Source organism: Flavobacterium sp. K77 (assembly GCF_021608205.1).
Classification (GTDB): domain Bacteria; phylum Bacteroidota; class Bacteroidia; order Flavobacteriales; family Flavobacteriaceae; genus Flavobacterium; species Flavobacterium turcicum.
In genome coordinates this window covers 306,860-325,153 of record NZ_JAKIHO010000003.1, presented here as the reverse complement: position 1 = coordinate 325,153, position 18,294 = coordinate 306,860, and the positions used below count along the sequence as shown (strand labels likewise).

At 34.4% G+C, this 18,294-nt stretch carries 16 protein-coding genes; 4 read left to right on the top strand and 12 right to left on the bottom strand.

Features of this window, described 5'->3' with window-relative positions:
* From L1S34_RS08675 to L1S34_RS08645, 7 genes are all read right to left on the bottom strand, one after another.
* Window positions 1–1,662, bottom strand: a complete 1,662-nt coding sequence (locus L1S34_RS08675) for a hypothetical protein (protein WP_236363678.1) — start codon at window positions 1,660–1,662, stop codon at window positions 1–3.
* Between the two features lie 248 nt (window positions 1,663–1,910).
* Window positions 1,911–3,116 carry an AI-2E family transporter gene (locus L1S34_RS08670; RefSeq protein ID WP_236363677.1) on the bottom strand — a complete coding sequence of 402 codons (1,206 nt, stop codon included), beginning with the start codon at window positions 3,114–3,116 and terminating at the stop codon, window positions 1,911–1,913.
* Between the two features lie 153 nt (window positions 3,117–3,269).
* Window positions 3,270–3,806, bottom strand: coding sequence for a mechanosensitive ion channel family protein (locus L1S34_RS08665; RefSeq protein WP_166134183.1), 537 nt, complete (start codon window positions 3,804–3,806; stop codon window positions 3,270–3,272).
* 5 nt (window positions 3,807–3,811) lie between these two features.
* Complete coding sequence (locus L1S34_RS08660) at window positions 3,812–4,396, bottom strand: Maf-like protein (RefSeq protein ID WP_236363676.1); 585 nt, start codon at window positions 4,394–4,396, stop codon at window positions 3,812–3,814.
* Window positions 4,389–5,309: a geranylgeranylglycerol-phosphate geranylgeranyltransferase gene (locus L1S34_RS08655; RefSeq protein WP_236363675.1), complete on the bottom strand. Its 921-nt coding sequence runs from the start codon at window positions 5,307–5,309 to the stop codon at window positions 4,389–4,391. The genes L1S34_RS08660 and L1S34_RS08655 overlap by 8 nt, the downstream gene beginning before the upstream one ends.
* Window positions 5,310–5,330: 21 nt before the next feature.
* A complete protein-coding gene (locus tag L1S34_RS08650) occupies window positions 5,331–5,858 on the bottom strand; it encodes a KdsC family phosphatase (protein WP_236363674.1) in 528 nt (175 codons plus the stop codon).
* Window positions 5,842–6,615, bottom strand: a complete 774-nt coding sequence (locus L1S34_RS08645) for a Rossmann-like and DUF2520 domain-containing protein (protein ID WP_236363707.1) — start codon at window positions 6,613–6,615, stop codon at window positions 5,842–5,844. Before L1S34_RS08645 ends, L1S34_RS08650 begins: the two co-directional genes overlap by 17 nt.
* A 200-nt stretch (window positions 6,616–6,815) precedes the next feature.
* Between L1S34_RS08645 and ccsA the strand changes: the two genes are divergently transcribed.
* Entirely contained in the window at window positions 6,816–10,028 is a 3,213-nt protein-coding gene (gene ccsA, locus L1S34_RS08640; RefSeq protein WP_236363673.1) for a cytochrome c biogenesis protein CcsA, read from the top strand.
* Between the two features lie 233 nt (window positions 10,029–10,261).
* Here ccsA and L1S34_RS08635 read toward each other — a convergent pair whose 3' ends face one another.
* Both L1S34_RS08635 and L1S34_RS08630 read right to left on the bottom strand, forming a co-directional pair.
* A complete protein-coding gene (locus L1S34_RS08635; RefSeq protein WP_236363672.1) occupies window positions 10,262–11,047 on the bottom strand; it encodes an anti-sigma factor in 786 nt (261 codons plus the stop codon).
* Window positions 11,047–11,577 carry an RNA polymerase sigma factor gene (locus L1S34_RS08630; protein WP_166134202.1) on the bottom strand — a complete coding sequence of 177 codons (531 nt, stop codon included), beginning with the start codon at window positions 11,575–11,577 and terminating at the stop codon, window positions 11,047–11,049. The genes L1S34_RS08635 and L1S34_RS08630 overlap by 1 nt, the downstream gene beginning before the upstream one ends.
* A 621-nt stretch (window positions 11,578–12,198) precedes the next feature.
* On the opposite strand from L1S34_RS08630, the gene L1S34_RS08625 reads away from it, so the two are divergent.
* Entirely contained in the window at window positions 12,199–12,786 is a 588-nt protein-coding gene (locus tag L1S34_RS08625; RefSeq protein WP_236363671.1) for a glutathione peroxidase, read from the top strand.
* A 183-nt stretch (window positions 12,787–12,969) separates the two neighbouring features.
* Here L1S34_RS08625 and L1S34_RS08620 read toward each other — a convergent pair whose 3' ends face one another.
* Together L1S34_RS08620 and L1S34_RS08615 are read right to left on the bottom strand one after the other, a co-directional pair.
* Window positions 12,970–13,920, bottom strand: a complete 951-nt coding sequence (locus L1S34_RS08620; RefSeq protein ID WP_236363670.1) for a tRNA dihydrouridine synthase — start codon at window positions 13,918–13,920, stop codon at window positions 12,970–12,972.
* 60 nt (window positions 13,921–13,980) lie between these two features.
* The gene (locus L1S34_RS08615) at window positions 13,981–14,478 is read right to left on the bottom strand and encodes a GNAT family N-acetyltransferase (protein WP_236363669.1); all 498 of its coding nucleotides are present in this window, start codon (window positions 14,476–14,478) and stop codon (window positions 13,981–13,983) included.
* Between the two features lie 96 nt (window positions 14,479–14,574).
* Between L1S34_RS08615 and menD the strand changes: the two genes are divergently transcribed.
* Both menD and L1S34_RS08605 read left to right on the top strand, forming a co-directional pair.
* Window positions 14,575–16,236, top strand: coding sequence for a 2-succinyl-5-enolpyruvyl-6-hydroxy-3-cyclohexene-1-carboxylic-acid synthase (gene menD / locus L1S34_RS08610; RefSeq protein ID WP_236363668.1), 1,662 nt, complete (start codon window positions 14,575–14,577; stop codon window positions 16,234–16,236).
* A 90-nt stretch (window positions 16,237–16,326) separates the two neighbouring features.
* Window positions 16,327–16,668 (top strand): DUF2853 family protein, encoded by a 342-nt coding sequence (locus tag L1S34_RS08605; protein ID WP_210789378.1) that lies wholly within the window; start codon window positions 16,327–16,329, stop codon window positions 16,666–16,668.
* 70 nt (window positions 16,669–16,738) lie between these two features.
* Here L1S34_RS08605 and L1S34_RS08600 read toward each other — a convergent pair whose 3' ends face one another.
* Entirely contained in the window at window positions 16,739–18,091 is a 1,353-nt protein-coding gene (locus L1S34_RS08600) for a M28 family metallopeptidase (protein ID WP_236363667.1), read from the bottom strand.
* Window positions 18,092–18,294 lie beyond the last annotated feature (203 nt).

Here is an 18,294-nt window from a genome sequence, read left to right as displayed (position 1 = left end):
TTACAATCTGTAATTAACTATGCGAGGTTTGGCTAAATCAAAATCTTGTAATCTAAAGTCAGTGGTTTCTAATTCATTTGTTTTGAATATATCAGTACCATTGCCAGGAATCGAAGGATAGTACGAAAGAGAAATTTGAAATGCACTAAAAACTAAATAGTCGTTGTTAATAATGAATCCGACACTTAACTTAGAATAGGCTTTACTACTTAAAATGCTTTTCTTACTATTTCCTAAAGTCGCTAAAGAATAATTTACGTAAGGATTTAATCTAAATCCCCACAATTTCCATGGTGAATAGGCTTGAGTTTGTAAAACTACCAATGCTTTTTGAGTTCCATATTGTGCCGTGTTAAAACCACTTAATCCTTCATTTTGATTGATTGATAATTGGTCTCCAATAATACTAGATCGGTGAGCACCTAGAACAATTTGAGGTTTTATAAATTGTCTCACTTTCCAAGTTCCAATACTCATTAAGTTGGTGAAATAATTGGCTTCGAAAGTAAAAGCTGATTGCTGGGTTTTCGATCCATCAAAAAAGGAGCCTAACTCTATATTTGTACTTAAAAATCCCCATTCAAAAAAGTGTCCGAAAGCAGCTCTTGCGCCTGCATAAAAGCGATTTATTTGATTTTTATTTTGGTAGCCCGCGGTTAAACCATATATTTTGCCGGTTGGTACGTCTTCAATAATACCGTTTTGAAAGATGTATCGGTCTCTTACGAATCGTCGTGAGGTAATACCTAATCCAATCAATGCTAGTTTTTCGTTTGCGTAGAAATTATCAGGATCAAAAACAGCTGTAGGACTTTCGCTGTATTGAATATTTAAAAATCGTCCGCTTAGCACCAGTTTAGAGCTTCGATCGTCAACTGTTTGACCCTTAAAAATTTGAAAAGCCCTACCAACCCAAAAATCTTGTGTATTAAATTTGAAATTTTGAAATTCAAAAACCGAATTAACATCTGGCAGAGTATCTTTTCTGAAGTTTTGTTCTATAAAAATACCACCTGCCCACTTGGCTACAGGAGAGTAAAATGGGCGCTCAAGTGCTACGCTTTTGTTATAGTACCCATCTAAATCCAGTCGGTATTTGATATCAGTACTAACAAAGGTATTTTTTATAGTTGGAATGCGATACCCTACATCATAAGCAGTTTTACCATCTTCAAAGCGGTTGGTGATTTTATTTTGAAATTGATGTCCGGAACCCAAAAAATTACGTTCATTCAATTCAAAATTGATTCTGGAACTGGATAAAGATCCTTGCGGAAGGATGCTCCAAGAATCCAACACGCGAATAGTTACATCAACGGAATCAGTGCTTGTAGTGCTACTATCGGGTGTAATATCAACCTTATTAATGTACCGTTGCGCTCGAATTAAACGCTCAGATTCCCGAACAAGTAAGGAGTCGAAAGCCTTGTTTTTCTTAATTAACAGTAAATTTAAAATTGCCAATCGGTTGGTTTTAATGTGCGCTCTGTTCCCCACTTTTTCTGCCCACCGAGTTGGTTTTTTAAGTGTGTCAGTATCAGAATATCCAAAGGGATCAAATGTAATTATGTTTATTTTACGAATTATTTTACCTTCAAATGGACTGTATTTTTTTTGAATTTGTGGTGTGCTTCTGCTGCGAATGGTATTTCTCTTAAACACCAATTTGTGCAAGATTTTGTTGAATTTATTTTTTTTTGAAAATGAATTTATGTTATTAGCTATTGTAGTCGAATCCTTTTTTCCTTCTCTTTTTTGCCCAAACGAAGTTGTTGTCCCAAATAGGAACATCACGCATAACATTATTTTGAAAAACGTATTCATAACATAGTTGCGCCTACAAATAATAGCTGGGTACAAAAAATACAATTTTCTTTTGCAATACGATTTTTGAAGCAATTGCTAAGATACTATGTTTTTGGGGTATTTGCATCTGTTATGGTTGTAGTTTCTGTGAATACAGGCACCGGCACATCTGATTTAATGACATTGGTTTTTGGTTCGGTATCTTCTTCAGAATCAAAGAGAGGTAGTTTAATATTCCTCCATGTGTAGGTTTTAGGTAAATGATCGCCCATCAAATATCCCCATGGTTCTAAAGATTCGATGCGGTCAAAAATTACTTTTAGCATAGCAAGTATTGGCAATGCCAAAAACATTCCCGAAACTCCTGCAATTGCCCCACCAATGATGATGGCGATGATAGATATAAAGGCGTTGATTTCTACTTTCGAACTAACAATCATGGGTACTAAAATATTGTTATCGATCAATTGTACAACGACTGTAACAACAATCACTCCAACGATTACTGACAAGTCTGGAGAACCGGTTAACGAGGCCACAATACTTAAAACACCTGCAAATAAAATCCCGATGTAAGGAATCAAATTTAAGATACCTGTAATGATTCCTAATAAAATAGCATATTTCACCCCAATTATCATGAAGCCAATAGTAGTCATTGTTGCCACACAAATTAGTTCGATGATTAAACCAACGATATAACTATTTATGGCCATTCGGATGTTGGTTAAAATATCTTTTAATTGAGCATGGTTTTCTTTGCTGACTAGTTTTCCTAAAAACATCAAGAAATGGGTGCGATACAGTAAAATTAAAAAAGTATAAATTGGTATTAGAGTAAGATTTAGTAAGGTATCTGTGAACGACATTAGCGTTGTACCAATTATCTCTTTACCTTTTTCCATAGAATCTTCTGCAGCTGTATCTATGTATTTTTTTTGCTCAGAAGAACTTAAGTTGAAGTTGGTGCGAATGTAATCCTGAATATTTCCTAAATGGATGGTTAAGTTTTTTTCTATTTTATCAAAATCTTCAGTAAAATCACTTATCTGGAAAGAAAGAAAAACAAACAATCCAACAAAGAATAGTACGAATAGAATGACCGCAATCATTACCGCAAGCACGTTTGGAAATCGCAATTTTGCTTTCAAAAATTGAACTATTGGATATAGCAAAATAGCAAACAAAAAAGACATGATTATGGGCACGAGAATTCCTTGACCGATATAAAACAAAAAAAGCAATGAAATTAATGCTAGTAAAATGAAAGTAAGTTTGGCGTAAAAAGGGAATTGCATCGAGTTGCTCATATTATGTTTTTTTTATAAGTACTAAAGTTATAAAACTAAAATTTTAAAGAGCAAAGATGAATCAAAAAAAAACTAACTATTTACATATTTAGGATTGAAAGTTATAGAATTTTAACTTTTAATATAAAATTACAATTCCGATTGATTGATTCGCTAATCAATGAAATCTTGATCGTGAAACTCATTTTTTAAAATTGAAATTCCTTTTTGTAATAATAAATTATTAGGGAAAATTATTTGCTCGCCATCAATTGTACGTAAAAAAACATGAAAAGCACCAATATCTTCAATTTCTGCCTGAATAGGAAAATCTTTGTCGTGAATTTTAATTACATCACCAATTTTAAATGGAAACGAAAAAAACAAAATAATCCCTGATGTGATATTACTCAAAATAGACCATTGAGCAAACATGGCAACGCCTACAACTGTTGTAAAAGAACTCAAAGCAATTATGATATCTTTTGCTTGAACTCCCCAAACTATGATTAAAGCAATAACTACTAGAATGTTTAAAAATAGGTGCAAGTACTTAATCACTAAATTAGTTCGGTGTTCAATGGTTTGGTGCGATTGCGCATATCTACGTACCAATTTAGTAGTTACAATACGTAAAATAAAAAAAACTATTGCAGTTATTCCGCTAGCGATTATCTCTCGGGAATACTCTTGAATAATGGATAAATTCATAGGATTTAAGGTAATTGGTTCAAATAATCAAATACTTTGTCAGTAGGCAATCCCATTATATTGGTGTAAGAACCTTCAATTTTTGCAACTCCAATAAAACCAATCCATTCTTGAATGCCATAGGAACCGGCTTTATCGTAGGGTTTGTAGTTTTCTACGTAATATTGAATAGTTTCTTCGGTCAAATTATGAAAAGTGACTTTGCTATATTCATGAATAACGGTCGTTTTTTCATTGCTTTTAAAACAAACAGAGGTAATAACTTCGTGGGAGCTGTTTGAAAGTGATTGTAATATTGAGATGGCCTCTTGTTCATTTTTTGGCTTGCCGAGCGCTTGATTTTTGTGCCATACAATGGTGTCGCTGGTTATCAAAATACCATTAACGGGTAGTTCATTTTCAAACGCATCCGCTTTTAAAACAGCCAAATAATTGGTTATTTCGTGCGCTTGTAAGTGCGATGGGTATACTTCTTCGGTATCTTTTAATCGAATTTCAAAATCCAAATCTAAGTCTTTTAAAAACTGCTGCCTACGCGGGGAGCCTGATGCCAGTATTATTTGGTATTTTTTTAATTTATCTTTAAGCATTGTACTGTAAATTTAGATTGAGTAGTGCAACTGAAATGATTCCGAAGAACAAAACCCATTTAAGCACTGAACTCAATAAATGATAATCAGATTTATTTTTTGCAGACCACATTTTAATGGTAAAATAGAGTAGTGGACCAGTTACAAAAATTAAAAGATAGACCACTAAAAAAAGCAAATCCATCAAATACATGTTGATGTATCGCAACAAAATCAATAGGGGAGCAAAACTAATAGCAAATACCAGTTTGCTAGTTTTTGAAGCGCCTAAAACAATAGGTAAAGTTGCCATTCCTTGCTGTGAATCGCCGTCTAAATCCTCCAAATCTTTGACCATTTCGCGCAATAAATTGACGATAAAAGCAAAGATGGCATAATCTGTTAAGATAGAGAAAAAGAGACGCATTTGCTTTTGGTTTTCTAAGCCGGTTGCAGGGTACAAATCGAAAACACCAATAATCAGGATGCTGACTGATAACAATAGTGCAACCACAATATTTCCTACAAGTATCATTTGCTTTAAGCTAGTAGCATAAAAATAAAGAGTGGCAGCAATAAAGATAAAGACAGCCGCAAAGCTAGGTTTCATTATCACATTAGACAGATAAAACCCAATAGCTACACCACTTGTAGTTAGAGCAATATAGTAATTATAGGCTTTTTGCTCTGAAATAGTCACTCCAACAATTTGTTTTCCAGGTTTGTTAACAGCATCAGTTTGTTGATCGTTAATGTCGTTGATCACATAGCCACCTGCAGCAATACAAACAGTTGCGACCACCAACAAAAGGTACTGCCAATCGGCAAGTGCTAGCGGTATTGATTGCCATTTGAAAAATGCAAAGCGAAATAGCAACTGCATTAAGGCCAGCATCATTAGATTTTGAAAGCGAATCAGGCGAAGAAAATTCATAAGCTATTATTTCTTTTACTTTTAATCGTGTTGTCCGTTAAAATGTTCCATCCATTTGCCTTGAACTCTCATTACTTGTTCAATCACATCTCGCACTGCACCTTTACCACCATTTTTATGTGAAATGTATCCTGATATTTCTTTAATTTCAGGGCTAGCATCTTGAGGACAAGTTGCTAATCCGACTAATTTCATGACATGATAATCAGGAATATCGTCACCCATGTACAAAACTTGCTCAGGATTGATTTTGGAAACGGCTGTGTATTCATTAAAAGTAGCTACCTTATCTGGAGTTCCCAAATAGATGTCTGTGATGCCTAAGTTTTGTAAACGGATACGAACTCCTTCATTACTCCCGCCAGAAATGATGCACACCTTATAGCCACTTTCGATAGCGGCTTTCATAGCATAACCATCTCGTATGTGCATTGTTCTTAATATTTCACCTTCATTGGTTACAAATACTGAACCGTCTGTAAGCACACCATCTACATCAAAAATAAAACTAGTGATGTCATTCATTATTTCTTTATAGCTTTTTGCCATTTTCTTGTATCGATTTAGTTAAAAGTAGATAAATTTCTTTTTGATATTCCTCTTTTAAAAAATTGAGGTGTGTTGTTATGGTATTTTGATCGTTGCGTTTTGCTGGGCCTGTTTGTGCATCGACTGGTGAGAGTATTTGTATTTTGGCTGCTGTTTCTTGAATTAATGGTTCAAGTATGTCAAATGGAACTTGATTTTCTTGGCAAATTGTCGCTGCAATAGAATACAAATGATTGGTAAAATTATTAGCAAAAACCGCAGCTACATGCAATGCCTGGCGTTGCTCGGTATTGATGGCTATAACTTTATCTGAAATTACTTTTCCTACTTTTTGAAGTACATGAAAATCAGTTGCATTTTCACTTTCGATACAAATAGGTATGGGTCTAAAATTAATTTCTTTGTTTTTAGTAAACGTTTGAAGTGGATAAAAAACACCTTTCCGATTGTTGTCGTTTAAAATTTGAAGTCCTGCCGCTCCTGATGTATGAGCCACCAATCTATTTTTGAAAGGTATTTGAGAGGACACTTCGGCTATAGCATCATCGGATACACAAATGATGTACAAATCGGCTTCGATTAATTCTTCAAAAGAAGAGGTAATTTGGTCCCAAGGAACTAAAGGTGTAATGGTTGCAGAATTTCGAGCGTAAACTTGCACTAATTCTACATCACTACCATGTGAATTTTCATATTCAAACGCGGCAATTAAATGTTGCGCAACGTTTCCTGAGCCTATTACTACTACTTTGATCATCATGCAAAAATAGAAAAAAAATATGGCAAATTTTTGCAAAGAAAAATCACTCTTGTTACTGTTTTGTAATGCTTTCAGTTTCAAAAAAATCAGGCTTTCAAGACCTTCTTAATTTTGATTTAATTAACAAATGTACGATTCGCGAAGTCAACATTTTTAAGTACTTTTGTGGCACTTTTACAAAACATAACCCCATAAAAATGGAGAAAAAAATAGTTTCTTTTTTGTTTTCAACTCGCTTAATGGCCTTTTTGTTTGTTGCATACGCTGCTGCTATGGCTACAGGAACTTTTATTGAAAGCAAATACAATACAGATACCGCAAAAATTTTAATTTACAATTCGTGGTGGTTTGAAGCCATTCATGTTTTTTTTGTGATCAATTTCATTGGTAATATCAAGCGTTACCAACTCCTAAAGAAAGAAAAATGGGCGACATTGCTGCTGCATTTATCTTTCATATTCATCATTTTGGGAGCTTTTGTTACTCGATATATAAGCTATGAAGGTGTAATGCCTATACGTGAAGGTGCAACTGAAAACCAAGTTTTTTCGGAAAAAACATTTTTGACTGTTTTTGTAGATGGGGAATATCAAGGCCAAATGCGACGCAGAGTTTTTGAGGAAAAGGTGTTGTTTTCACCTGCGACCTCAAATGATTTTACAATGTCAGGTAAATTTGCTGATACACCATTTGAGGTAGAGTACGAAAATTTTGTCATGGGTGCAACAGAGTATGTGAAACCAGATCCAAAAGGAATTACTTATTTAAAAATTGTAGAGGCAGGCGATGGTGGTCGACACGAGCATTTTTTAAAAGAAGGCGAAGTTCAAAACATTCACAACGTTTTGTTTTCGTTGAATAAGAATACGGATGGTGCCATTAATATTACAACAACTGGAAAAGAATACACAATTCAAACTCCTTTTGAAGGTAATTTTATGAGAATGGCCGACAAGTTACAAGGTAAAGTGACCAAAGATAATGTTCAGCAATTGATGATGCGTTCGTTGTACAGCGTTGGCGATATGCGTTTTGTTTTTCCAGATCAGGCTGTAAAAGGAATTATCGATTACAAATCGAACAACGATTTTAAAGCAAAAACTCACGAAGACGCGCTAACAGTAAAATTGATTGCTGAAGGTCAGGAAAAATCAGTAACGCTATTGGGTTCAAAAGGTAAAGTAGGAGAACCTAAAACTGTTAAAATTGGTAAAACTGATTACACATTATTTTTCGGAAGTAAAGCCTATGAGTTGCCTTTTAAAATTAAACTAAACGATTTTATAGCTCAAAAATATCCGGGTACTGAAAAAAGTTACTCTTCATTTGAAAGTAAAGTAACAGTACAAGACAAGGAAACTTTTGATGCACGTATTTATATGAACAATGTACTAGACCATGATGGTTACCGTTTCTTTCAATCTGGTTTTGATCCGGATGAAAAAGGTACTATTCTCTCTGTAAACCATGATTTTTGGGGTACGGGACTTACTTACGTTGGATATTTTATTCTTTATTTTGCTATGATGGCCATCTTATTTACAAAACACTCTCGTTTTGCTGACTTAAAGCGAAAATTAGAAGTTGTTAAAACCAAAAAGGCTAAGTTTTTACCTGCTGTATTGCTGTTGTTTAGTTTGGGTTCATTCGCGCAAGCGCAAGAACACAATCATGACGAACATGAAGGACATGTACATGAAGAGACTGCAGCTGCGCCAGCGCCAACACAACATGCGAGCCACTCACAAAAAAAATTAAGCCAATCTGAACTTTTAGCTTTTATTACTAAAAACAAAGTTTCAGAGGCACATGCGGCTAAGTTTGCACGTTTGGTTATTCAAGATGCCGGTGGACGAATGAAACCTATTAACACTTTTTCTTCGGAATTGTTGCGTAAGGTGAGTCAGAGCAACTCGTTCAATGATATGAATTCGGACCAAGTTTTTCTATCGATGACGCAATATGCTAACTATTGGATTGATATTCCAATCATTCATTTAAGAAGAGGGAATGACAGTATCAGAAAAATTATTGGTGTAGATAAAGAAGCAAAAGTGGCACCTTTTGTTTCATTTTTTGATGAAAAAGGAAATTACAAATTGGCCAAATACCTTGAGAGTTCCTTCAGCGCGGCCAATCCGAATCAATTTGAAAAGGATTTCATTGAAACAGACAAAAGAGTTAACTTAATGGAATCTGCTTTGAGCGGTAGAATTTTGAAGATTTTCCCTGTTCCAAACGATGCCAATAACAAATGGGTATCATTTTTAGAATTGAATGAAGCTGGAATAAAAGGAATGGAGGCAACCTACACCAAAAGTGTCCTACCATTGTATTTTGGCGCACTTGCAAACGCAGCCACTACTGGCGATTTTAATACTTCAGATGAATTGGTAGAGAGTATTACTGGTTTTCAAAAACGTTTTGGTAGTAAAGTAAGACCAAGTGAAGATAGGATTTCCTCAGAAATTTTATATAACAAGTTTGATGTATTTAATAAGCTGCAAACTTGGTATATGTTAGGTTCTATTTTAATGTTGTTGTTTACAATTTTACAAATTTTTAAAGAACGTAAATGGTTGCATTATGCGGTTAACGGGATGCATATTGTTATCGGACTTCTATTTGCACTGCATACAGTTGGGTTAATTGCACGTTGGTACATATCCGGTCATGCCCCGTGGAGTAATGCATATGAATCAATTATATATATTGCGTGGGCGACTATGTTTTTTGGATTGGCTTTTGATCGCAAATCAAAACTTACAGTAGCGTCATCAGCTTTTGTAACCGCTATGATTTTATTTGCTGGTAATCTGAACTGGATTGATCCTGAAATTGCCAATTTACAACCGGTTTTAAATTCGTATTGGTTGATGATACACGTTGCTGTAATCGTTGGTAGTTATGGTCCGTTGGCTTTAGGAATGATTTTAGGAGGTGTTGCTTTGTTGTTAATGTTGTTTACCAATGAAAAGAATAAAGTGAAAATGGATTTAAATATTCAAGAGATTACCTATATCAATGAAATGGCACTTACAATTGGTTTGATCATGCTTACTATCGGTAACTTTTTAGGAGGTCAGTGGGCTAATGAAAGTTGGGGACGCTACTGGGGTTGGGACCCTAAAGAGACGTGGGCTTTGATTACTATTATGGTTTATGCATTTGTAATTCACGCACGTTTTGTTCCATCATTGCGAGGTAAATGGATTTTTAATCTGATGAGTATGTTCGCATTTTTATCTACTTTGTTTACCTATTATGGCGTTAATTTTCACTTAGTAGGATTACACTCGTATGCAAGTGGAGAAGCTCACTCTTTAAATTGGATTTATTATACTTTGGGTGGAATTGCTTTATTTGGTGCAGTTTCGTATCCTAAGTATAGAAAATATTATAAAAAGTAAATTATAATTTATTTTCGAAAAAAGCCCAACTATTTTAGTTGGGCTTTTTTATTGCTCTTTTAATCGCAAAAAGTTAAAAGTTGATTGTAATATTTGCAATGTGATTTACTTAAAAACAAAAAATAAATTTTCTCACAATTATCGATACCAAGTAATTACTGTGCTTATTTGGTTTACAAAAAAAGGGCTCAACTGTTGTTGAACCCTCTTCTCTTTATAAAATTAGCTTGGTTTTATACTTTACCTAAAGTATATAATTGTTCCATTGTAGGAGTTAAACTTCCACCTGCTGGTTCTAATGTGATTCCGAATCCTTCGGCACCATTAACACTGCTTACTGCAAATAATTTTTGCTCGTTTTTATCAAAATTTTCAAGTAAACCAATGCTTGTAGGAGTAAGCGGATTTAATTTAAGTGCCCAAACTTGGTAAACCATTCCTTCTGGTGGTTTTGGTAAATTTGCAGCATCAATATAAACTACCTCAGTTTCTTGATTCCAATATACCTTTGCTGAAGACTGAGGGCTAACTGCCTGTCCACCCAAACTTACGACTGTGTTTTTGATATCACGAACTACTGCTAAGCTAGACTCAACCGCTGTGTTTTTAATTTTTAAGGTATTGAATTCTTTTTCAATTTTAGCCTTGTCTTCTTGAGCAGCAGCCACAATTGAAGAAGTTTGATTCAACTCATTATATTGATATGCTACACCCACTAACAATGCTACAGATGCGGCCCATCCTAAATATTGGAATTTATTCCTTTTAGGTTCCAATTGAATTACAGGAGCATATTTAAGCTCTAATTTTTCTTTAATTTTTTCGTAGTTAGCCACCGAATGAAAAGGTGAAAAACTAGATGATAGTGCTACAATAGCTTTTTCTATCGAAATGATTTCTGAATTAATTTCAGCATTATTTTTTGCCTTTGCGGCAACTTCTTCACTCTCTGTTTCCGTTAATAAACCATAAACATAAAGTTCCAGAATTCCTGAGTCAATATATTCTTTTGTTTCCATTATACTTTCAAATAATTTCTGAGATCGTTAATACAATTTCTATTTTGTGTTTTTACTGTTCCTAAAGGTATAGCCAACTCGTCACTAGCCTCTTGTTGGGTGTAACCTTTAAAAAACAATAAGTCAATTATTTGAATACATTTTGGTTTGAGTCTTTTTACAAATTCATTTAATCCAATCGTATCCACTTTGTCAGACAGTATCGAACTGTCTTCAAAATGATTTACGAAATTATCTGTAGAAAGGTTTTTTTGACTGTTATTAAAATTTTTGGATCGCAGTTTGTCAATTGAAGTATTTCTAGCAATATTAAGGATCCAGGTATAAAATCGTCCTTTACTTTCGTTATACGAATCAATGTTTTTCCAAATTTTCACAAAGACTTCTTGTAATACATCTTCGGCCTCTTCTCTGTTTTTTACTAAAACATTGATAACCGAGAACAGACTTTTTGAATACATATCATAAAGATGTGTGAATGCCCTCTCATCTTTTTTGTATATCAATACTAATAATTCTTCTTGACTCATAGTTTATATTGTTTATCTCTTACAAATTTATGCAATCTAAGTGTAAATACAGTATGATTTACAGTTCGTTGCTTTAATTAACTTAAAAAATTAACATTTATTTGATAAAAACGTCGGCAATTAGTTATTTTTTAGCTTTTTAAGTATGAAAAATAATAACTTTTTACAAAACCAAAAGTAATGTACTTTCGTAAATACATAAAAGGATTGATTGATCAGTAAGTTGCAGTTGTTATTTTACTCAATATCATTCCACAGTCCTTAATTATTGTATCTAAAAATTTCAAGATTAGACTATTTTAAATTTAAGAAGACGAAATGAAAAGGATTTAATATAACAACTAATCTATCATTATGAAAAAATACAATTTGCAACAGAATCGAGGCTTCAAAACGAGCCAGAAAGTGTTGAGGAAATACATTTTACTCCAGGAACGCCTTTCTTTTTGAAAGGGAAAATTACCTACGCGTTCTAAATACCACGAGAAGTTTTTGTTGTTTATTTGTTTGGAAGCCTGACAGTTCATAGGGTCGGGCTTCCTTTTTTTATTTAACCACTGTTTAACAAAAAAATAATTTATTAAAACAAAAAAAGAATTACTTTTAACAAAAATTATAATTATGAAAAATTTAGTTTATATAGCAACTTTTGCTCTAGTATTGTTCAGTTGTCAAAACCAAGCACAACCTAAAAAATCAGATAAAATTATGAGTACAGCAGTTACAGCTAAAGAAAACATTTATCAGTTTAAAGTAGAAGATTTATCAGGTAAAACATTTGATTTTAGTACGCTAAAAGGAAAAAAAGTAATCATTGTAAATACAGCATCTAAGTGCGGATTGACACCTCAATACAAAGATTTAGAAGCAGTTTACAAAGAATACAAAGATAAAGGGTTGGTAATTGTTGGTTTTCCGGCAAATAATTTTGCATCGCAGGAGCCAGGAACAAACGAGGAAATTGCAACATTTTGCCAAATGAATTACGGTGTTACTTTTCCTATGATGGATAAAGTTTCTGTAAAAGGTGATGATATGGCTGCTATTTATCAATTTTTAACTCAAAAATCTAAAAATGGTTTACAAGATTCAACTGTAGAGTGGAATTTTCAAAAATACCTAATCAATGAAAACGGAGAACTTGAAAAAGTTGTTTCTCCAAGAGTTTTGGTTACTGATCCAGAAGTAATGAATTGGATTAAAGCATAAGCAGTTAGCTCATTTTAGAAAGTAAAATATTTTAAATGAGATTTTCAGTCAAATGGAAATCTCTTTTTTTTGTGGTTTAAGTACGTGTCAAATATTTTCTAAACTTTCAACAGTCATGACATTAAGTTAAATGAATTATCAATACTTAATTTTTCTTAAATTCTTAATGGTTTATTTTTTCCTTTAGATTTTTTCGTTCTTAAAAATTTCCGCCACTGCTGCTTCGTAGTTTCGAATACTTTGCGCTTTTTTGATCTTTTTTAAAACTTTGTGCGGGTTTGAAAAAGTAGTACTAAAATACTCCCACAAATGATACATTTTCAGTAAGATATGCGTACTTCCCGATAATGACTCACTATAAATAGCGTACAATGTATCATGAAAAGCGCTAAATAATTCCATTTTATTAGATGGATATTCGGTAGTGTCATTTTTTATCATCGTTGGTAAAAATGGATCGGCAATCAAACCGCGGCCAATCATCCAATGTGATATGGTTGGAAAACGCTCTTGCATTTCTCTAAAACCTTCGACCGAAGTAATATCTCCGTTATAATACAAAGTATGTTTGGCTTGATCAATACATTTTTGAAAACCATCAAGATCTACACCGCCTTTATATAATTGTTTTCCTAATCGCGCGTGGATGGCTATATTTTTTAAGGGATATTTGTCAAGAATGGGAAGCACATCTAAAATTTCTTGCGGAGACTCATAACCCAAGCGCATTTTCATTGATACTAGAATATCTGTTTCGTTGTGGGCACGTTCCAATATATGATTGATTTTTTCGGTATTGCTTATCAAACCGGAACCCATTCCTGATTTTGTGACCATCGGATAGGGGCAACCTAAATTCCAATTGAGTTCTTTATAGCCTAATTCTAAAACATATTTGGCAACAAACAAAAATTCTTCGGCATCGTTGGTAATTACTTGCGGAATAACCTCCAAATCTAAATTATTGTCCAATTGTAAATCGCGCTGATAAGATGGTTTGATTACTAATTTACCATTAAGTCGGATGTAGGGCGAATAAAAAGTATCAATACCACCAAATAATTTATTTTGGGCATTGCGAAAACGAAAATCGGTAAATCCTTGTAAAGGTGATGAAAGAAGGGTAAAGCTCATATTGTTTTAAAAAAATACAAAGGTATCTTTTATAACGCAAGTACCCTAATTATAGCTGGATTACTCTAATATCAATTGCATAAAAACCGAGTGCAACCAACGATCAAATTTAAAACCAGATTCTTTAATTATGCCCACCGTTTTAAAACCAAATTTTTCGTGAAAGGTGACGCTACTCTCGTTTTCGGCATCAATTACGGCAATCATGGTGTGTAGTTTTTGTTGTTTTGCTAACGAAATGAGCTCTTGCAACAGTAGTTTACCAATACCTTTTCCATGAAAATTTTCATCTACATATACCGAGTGCTCTACTGTAAATTTATACGCTTCGCGGAAACGAAATTCACTATACATTCCAAAACCAACTACTTGATTTTCAATTGTGGCTACTATCACAGGGAAACTTTTAGCCAGTTTGTCTTCTAAGATATTTTTTTGTTGCTCTAAAGTTCTCACGTTGTAATCGTACAGCGCTGTAGAGTGCAAAATATTGTAATTGATAATATCGAGAATGGCTTGAGTATCTTCGGGTTGGTAGGAACGAATGCTTACAGACATGGCTATTTGATTTGGTTCAAAATTAACAAAAAAGCGCTAAAAGAAAAGGAAAAAGCCTGCCAAGTTTGTAACTTTGTAACTCAGAAAAATGACACGATGATATACCCCAAAATACCTTTAGCGCAAAGCATAATTGAGTTGTGTTTGGCCAAAGGAATTACCACCATAATAATTTCGCCCGGCTCACGTAATGCTCCTTTAACCATAGGTTTTGCGAGTAATCCTGCTTTTACCTGCTACAGTATTGCCGATGAGCGTTCGGCAGCATTTTTTGGATTAGGAATTGCACAGCAAACTAAGCAGGCAGTAGCTTTGGTATGTACTTCTGGATCAGCTTTGCTTAATTATTATCCCGCTTTTGCGGAAGCATTTTACAGTCAAATTCCATTGATTGTAATTTCTGCTGATCGTCCGCAAAGTAAAATTGATATTGGCGACGGGCAAACGATAAGGCAAGAAAACGTGTTTGCTAACCACTCCTTGTACAATGCCAATTTACAAGAAGAGGTGTCGAATGAAAACGATATCAAAATTAATGAAGCCATAAATACAGCTTTGACTCAAAAAGGGCCTGTTCATATCAACGCACCTTTCGAAGAACCTTTGTATGAAACTGTCACTGAACTTTCGGTTAATGTCAGCGTTATTCCTGTTGCATTTGAAAATTCAATTCTAGCAATTGATGAAGTACAAAAAGCTGCTGAAAGTTGGAACAAGGCATCAAAAAAAATGATTTTAGTAGGTGTCAATGAACCAAATGCGGTTAACGATACTATAATTGAAGCTTTAGCTCAAGATGAATCGGTTGTTGTACTCACAGAAACAACTTCTAATTTGCATCATAGTACCTTTATTAGCAATATTGATACTATTATTACGCCATTTACGGAGACTGAATTTGAACAACTTCGACCTGAAATCTTGATTACTTTTGGTGGGATGGTAGTCTCAAAACGCATCAAATCCTTTTTACGAAAGTACAAACCGAAAGAGCATTGGCATATCGATCCATTTCGTGCTTATGATACTTTTGGGGCGTTGACAAAACATTTTACAGTAACTCCCAATACATTTTTTGAAGCATTATTTCCGCTTGCGCAAAAGGGAAGCAGCACTTACTTCCAGCAATGGGATCAGATTAAAAGTCATAGAAAGCTAAAAGCCGATTTGTACTTGTCGAAAATTCCTTTTTCAGATTTTAAAGTATTTGAAAAAGTAATTCCAGCACTACCGCAGCACTCTCAATTGCAAATAAGTAACAGTTCGGCCATTCGATACGCCCAATTAATTGAAATTGATCCAACCATCGAAGTATATTGCAATCGCGGAACGAGTGGAATTGATGGCAGTACGTCTACCGCAATTGGCGCCGCTGTTGCTAATAATAAACAAACCGTGTTTATCACAGGTGACATCGGATTTTTATACGATACCAATGCACTGTGGAACCACTATATTCCCAAAAATTTTAAAATTATTTTGATTAATAACGGTGGTGGTGGTATTTTCAGGATATTACCAGGTCACGCTGAAACTCCTGTGTTTAATACTTTTTTTGAAACTTCACATTGCTTAACAGCCGAGCATTTGGCAAAGATGTATGGTTTTAAATATACAATTGCTAGTAACGAAGAAAGTTTACAAACAGCCCTTACCGAATTATTTGCTCAAAACGAACAGGCTTGTATTCTTGAGGTTTTCACACCTACATTGATAAACGACCAGATTTTATTGAATTTTTTTAAAGAGTTAAATTAAATTTAATCTCAGTTTTCTTGGTTCAGAAGATTTTATGTTTAAATTTGGTAGTGTTACGAAACTAATAAACAATCATTAAACCAATTATTTATGAGTGCAAGAGAAGAATTAATTACCAAGTATGCTGCTGATTTAAAAGAAAAATGCGGTGTAGAACCAAATATGGATTTGCTAACCAAAGTCACTATTGGATGTGGACCATCAATTTATAATGCAGATGCTGCTACGGTTGCAGGAAGTCAACAAGCGGAATTAGACACTGTAAAAAATAACTTTTTGATAAAAAAATTAGGTCTTACTGACGGTCCAGAACTTGATGCTGCTATTGATGCGGTGATGGAGCAGTACGGACGTTCAAATAGAAATAAGTTTAGAGCAGTGATTTATTATCTGTTAACGGTACATTTCAAAAAAGAAAGCGTTTACAATTAATAAACTTTGTTTTACTGCATAAAAAAAGCGTTCGAATCATCGAACGCTTTTTTGTTATAATAAGTTGTATTTATCGAATTGGCAATGGGAAAACTGGCAAACTCGAGTGACCTAATTCATCTACTGCTTGAACAGCAAAGAAGAAATTGTCTTTTGAATACGGAATTTCAGCTTTAGTACCTTTTACAAAAATTGTTTTTTCCCACTGTTGTGAGGATGTTTCACGAACTAAAATATTATAGCCATAAACTGGTTTTCCTGCGGGTGCAGTCCATATCAAAGTAGAGAAATTAGTTAAATCTTTTACTTCAATTCCAACGTTGGTTGGAGCTTTTGGTGACCAAGCTAAGTTGCTGTAAGAAGCTAAGTTAGATAAGGTTACTTTTTTCATATATTCAAAGTCCATAAACTCTACTAAGTCGCCGTATTGAATGTTGTTTTCCTTACGAACGTCTTGGTGTTGATGGTCGTAGTTTTCGTTCATTTCACAAAAACGAACAGCTGTAAAACCATTTTGACTAAAAGGAGTGTGATCTCCTCCGCGCAAGAAACGATCATTGCGATATACTAAAGAAATATCTAATTGGTCTACGTATTGGTTGGTTATCGTTTTGATGTAACGTGCCAATTGTCTTGACGGGCTGTCGTTATCACGGTTGATAGACTTTCTAACTTTTGCTTCAGCCTCAGTTTCTAAAAACGGAATTGCCTCACTGAACACGCGCACCTTTGTATTGTCGCGCAACATTGTTCCGCTCGAAAGGCTGTTACCAATCATGTCGTTGTTGAACATGGCAATTAGATTCAACTTTTCGTTTTTGGCTTTATCAGCCAAATGTTTGGCACCATACAAACCTTGTTCTTCGCCAACAACTGCAACAAAAATCAAGGTAAAAGGGAATTCTCTTTGGCTCATGATGCGCGCCAATTCCATCATAGCAGCAACTCCTGAGGCATCATCATTGGCGCCGGGAGCATCACTTTTAGCATCCATCACGTCAGACGCTCTGGAGTCTAAATGGCCGCTAATAACCATCACACGGTCATCAGTAGGGTCAGTACCTTTTAATGTAGCCATTACGTTACCCAACTGGCTGTCGGTAGCAATGCGGCGTCCATCGGCTTTTACAGTAAAATAGTCAATTACAGATGTCAATCTGCCGCTTGAAGCTAAAGCATATTTATCAAATTCAGATTTTACCCAGCGTTGTGCAGCACCAATGCCACGTGTATTACTTTTGGTATCGCTTAAAGTATGACGTGTACCAAACGAAACGAGTTTGCGTACGGTAGCTTCCATGTTTTCCGATTTCACTTCGGATAGCATTTTTTTAATTTCAGGATCGTCTACGGTTGATTGTGCCACGCTCGAAAACGAGAAACAAACCAACAGTAAAAATGTAATAATGGATTTAGATTTCATTAAGTAGTTTTTATTAGTTTGCCCAAAGTTAAGAAAAAAGAAAATGAATGCTGCTTGCGTGTTTAATTTTAGGATTTGTTTGAAGTTGAAGTTGGACAGTTTTGGGCGGTATTTGGAACGGAATTTGAATTTATTGAGTTTAAATTTCGATGTAGTTATTCTAGTTGTTATCAATGTGTGAGTTTTCTAGTTGGTTTAACAAC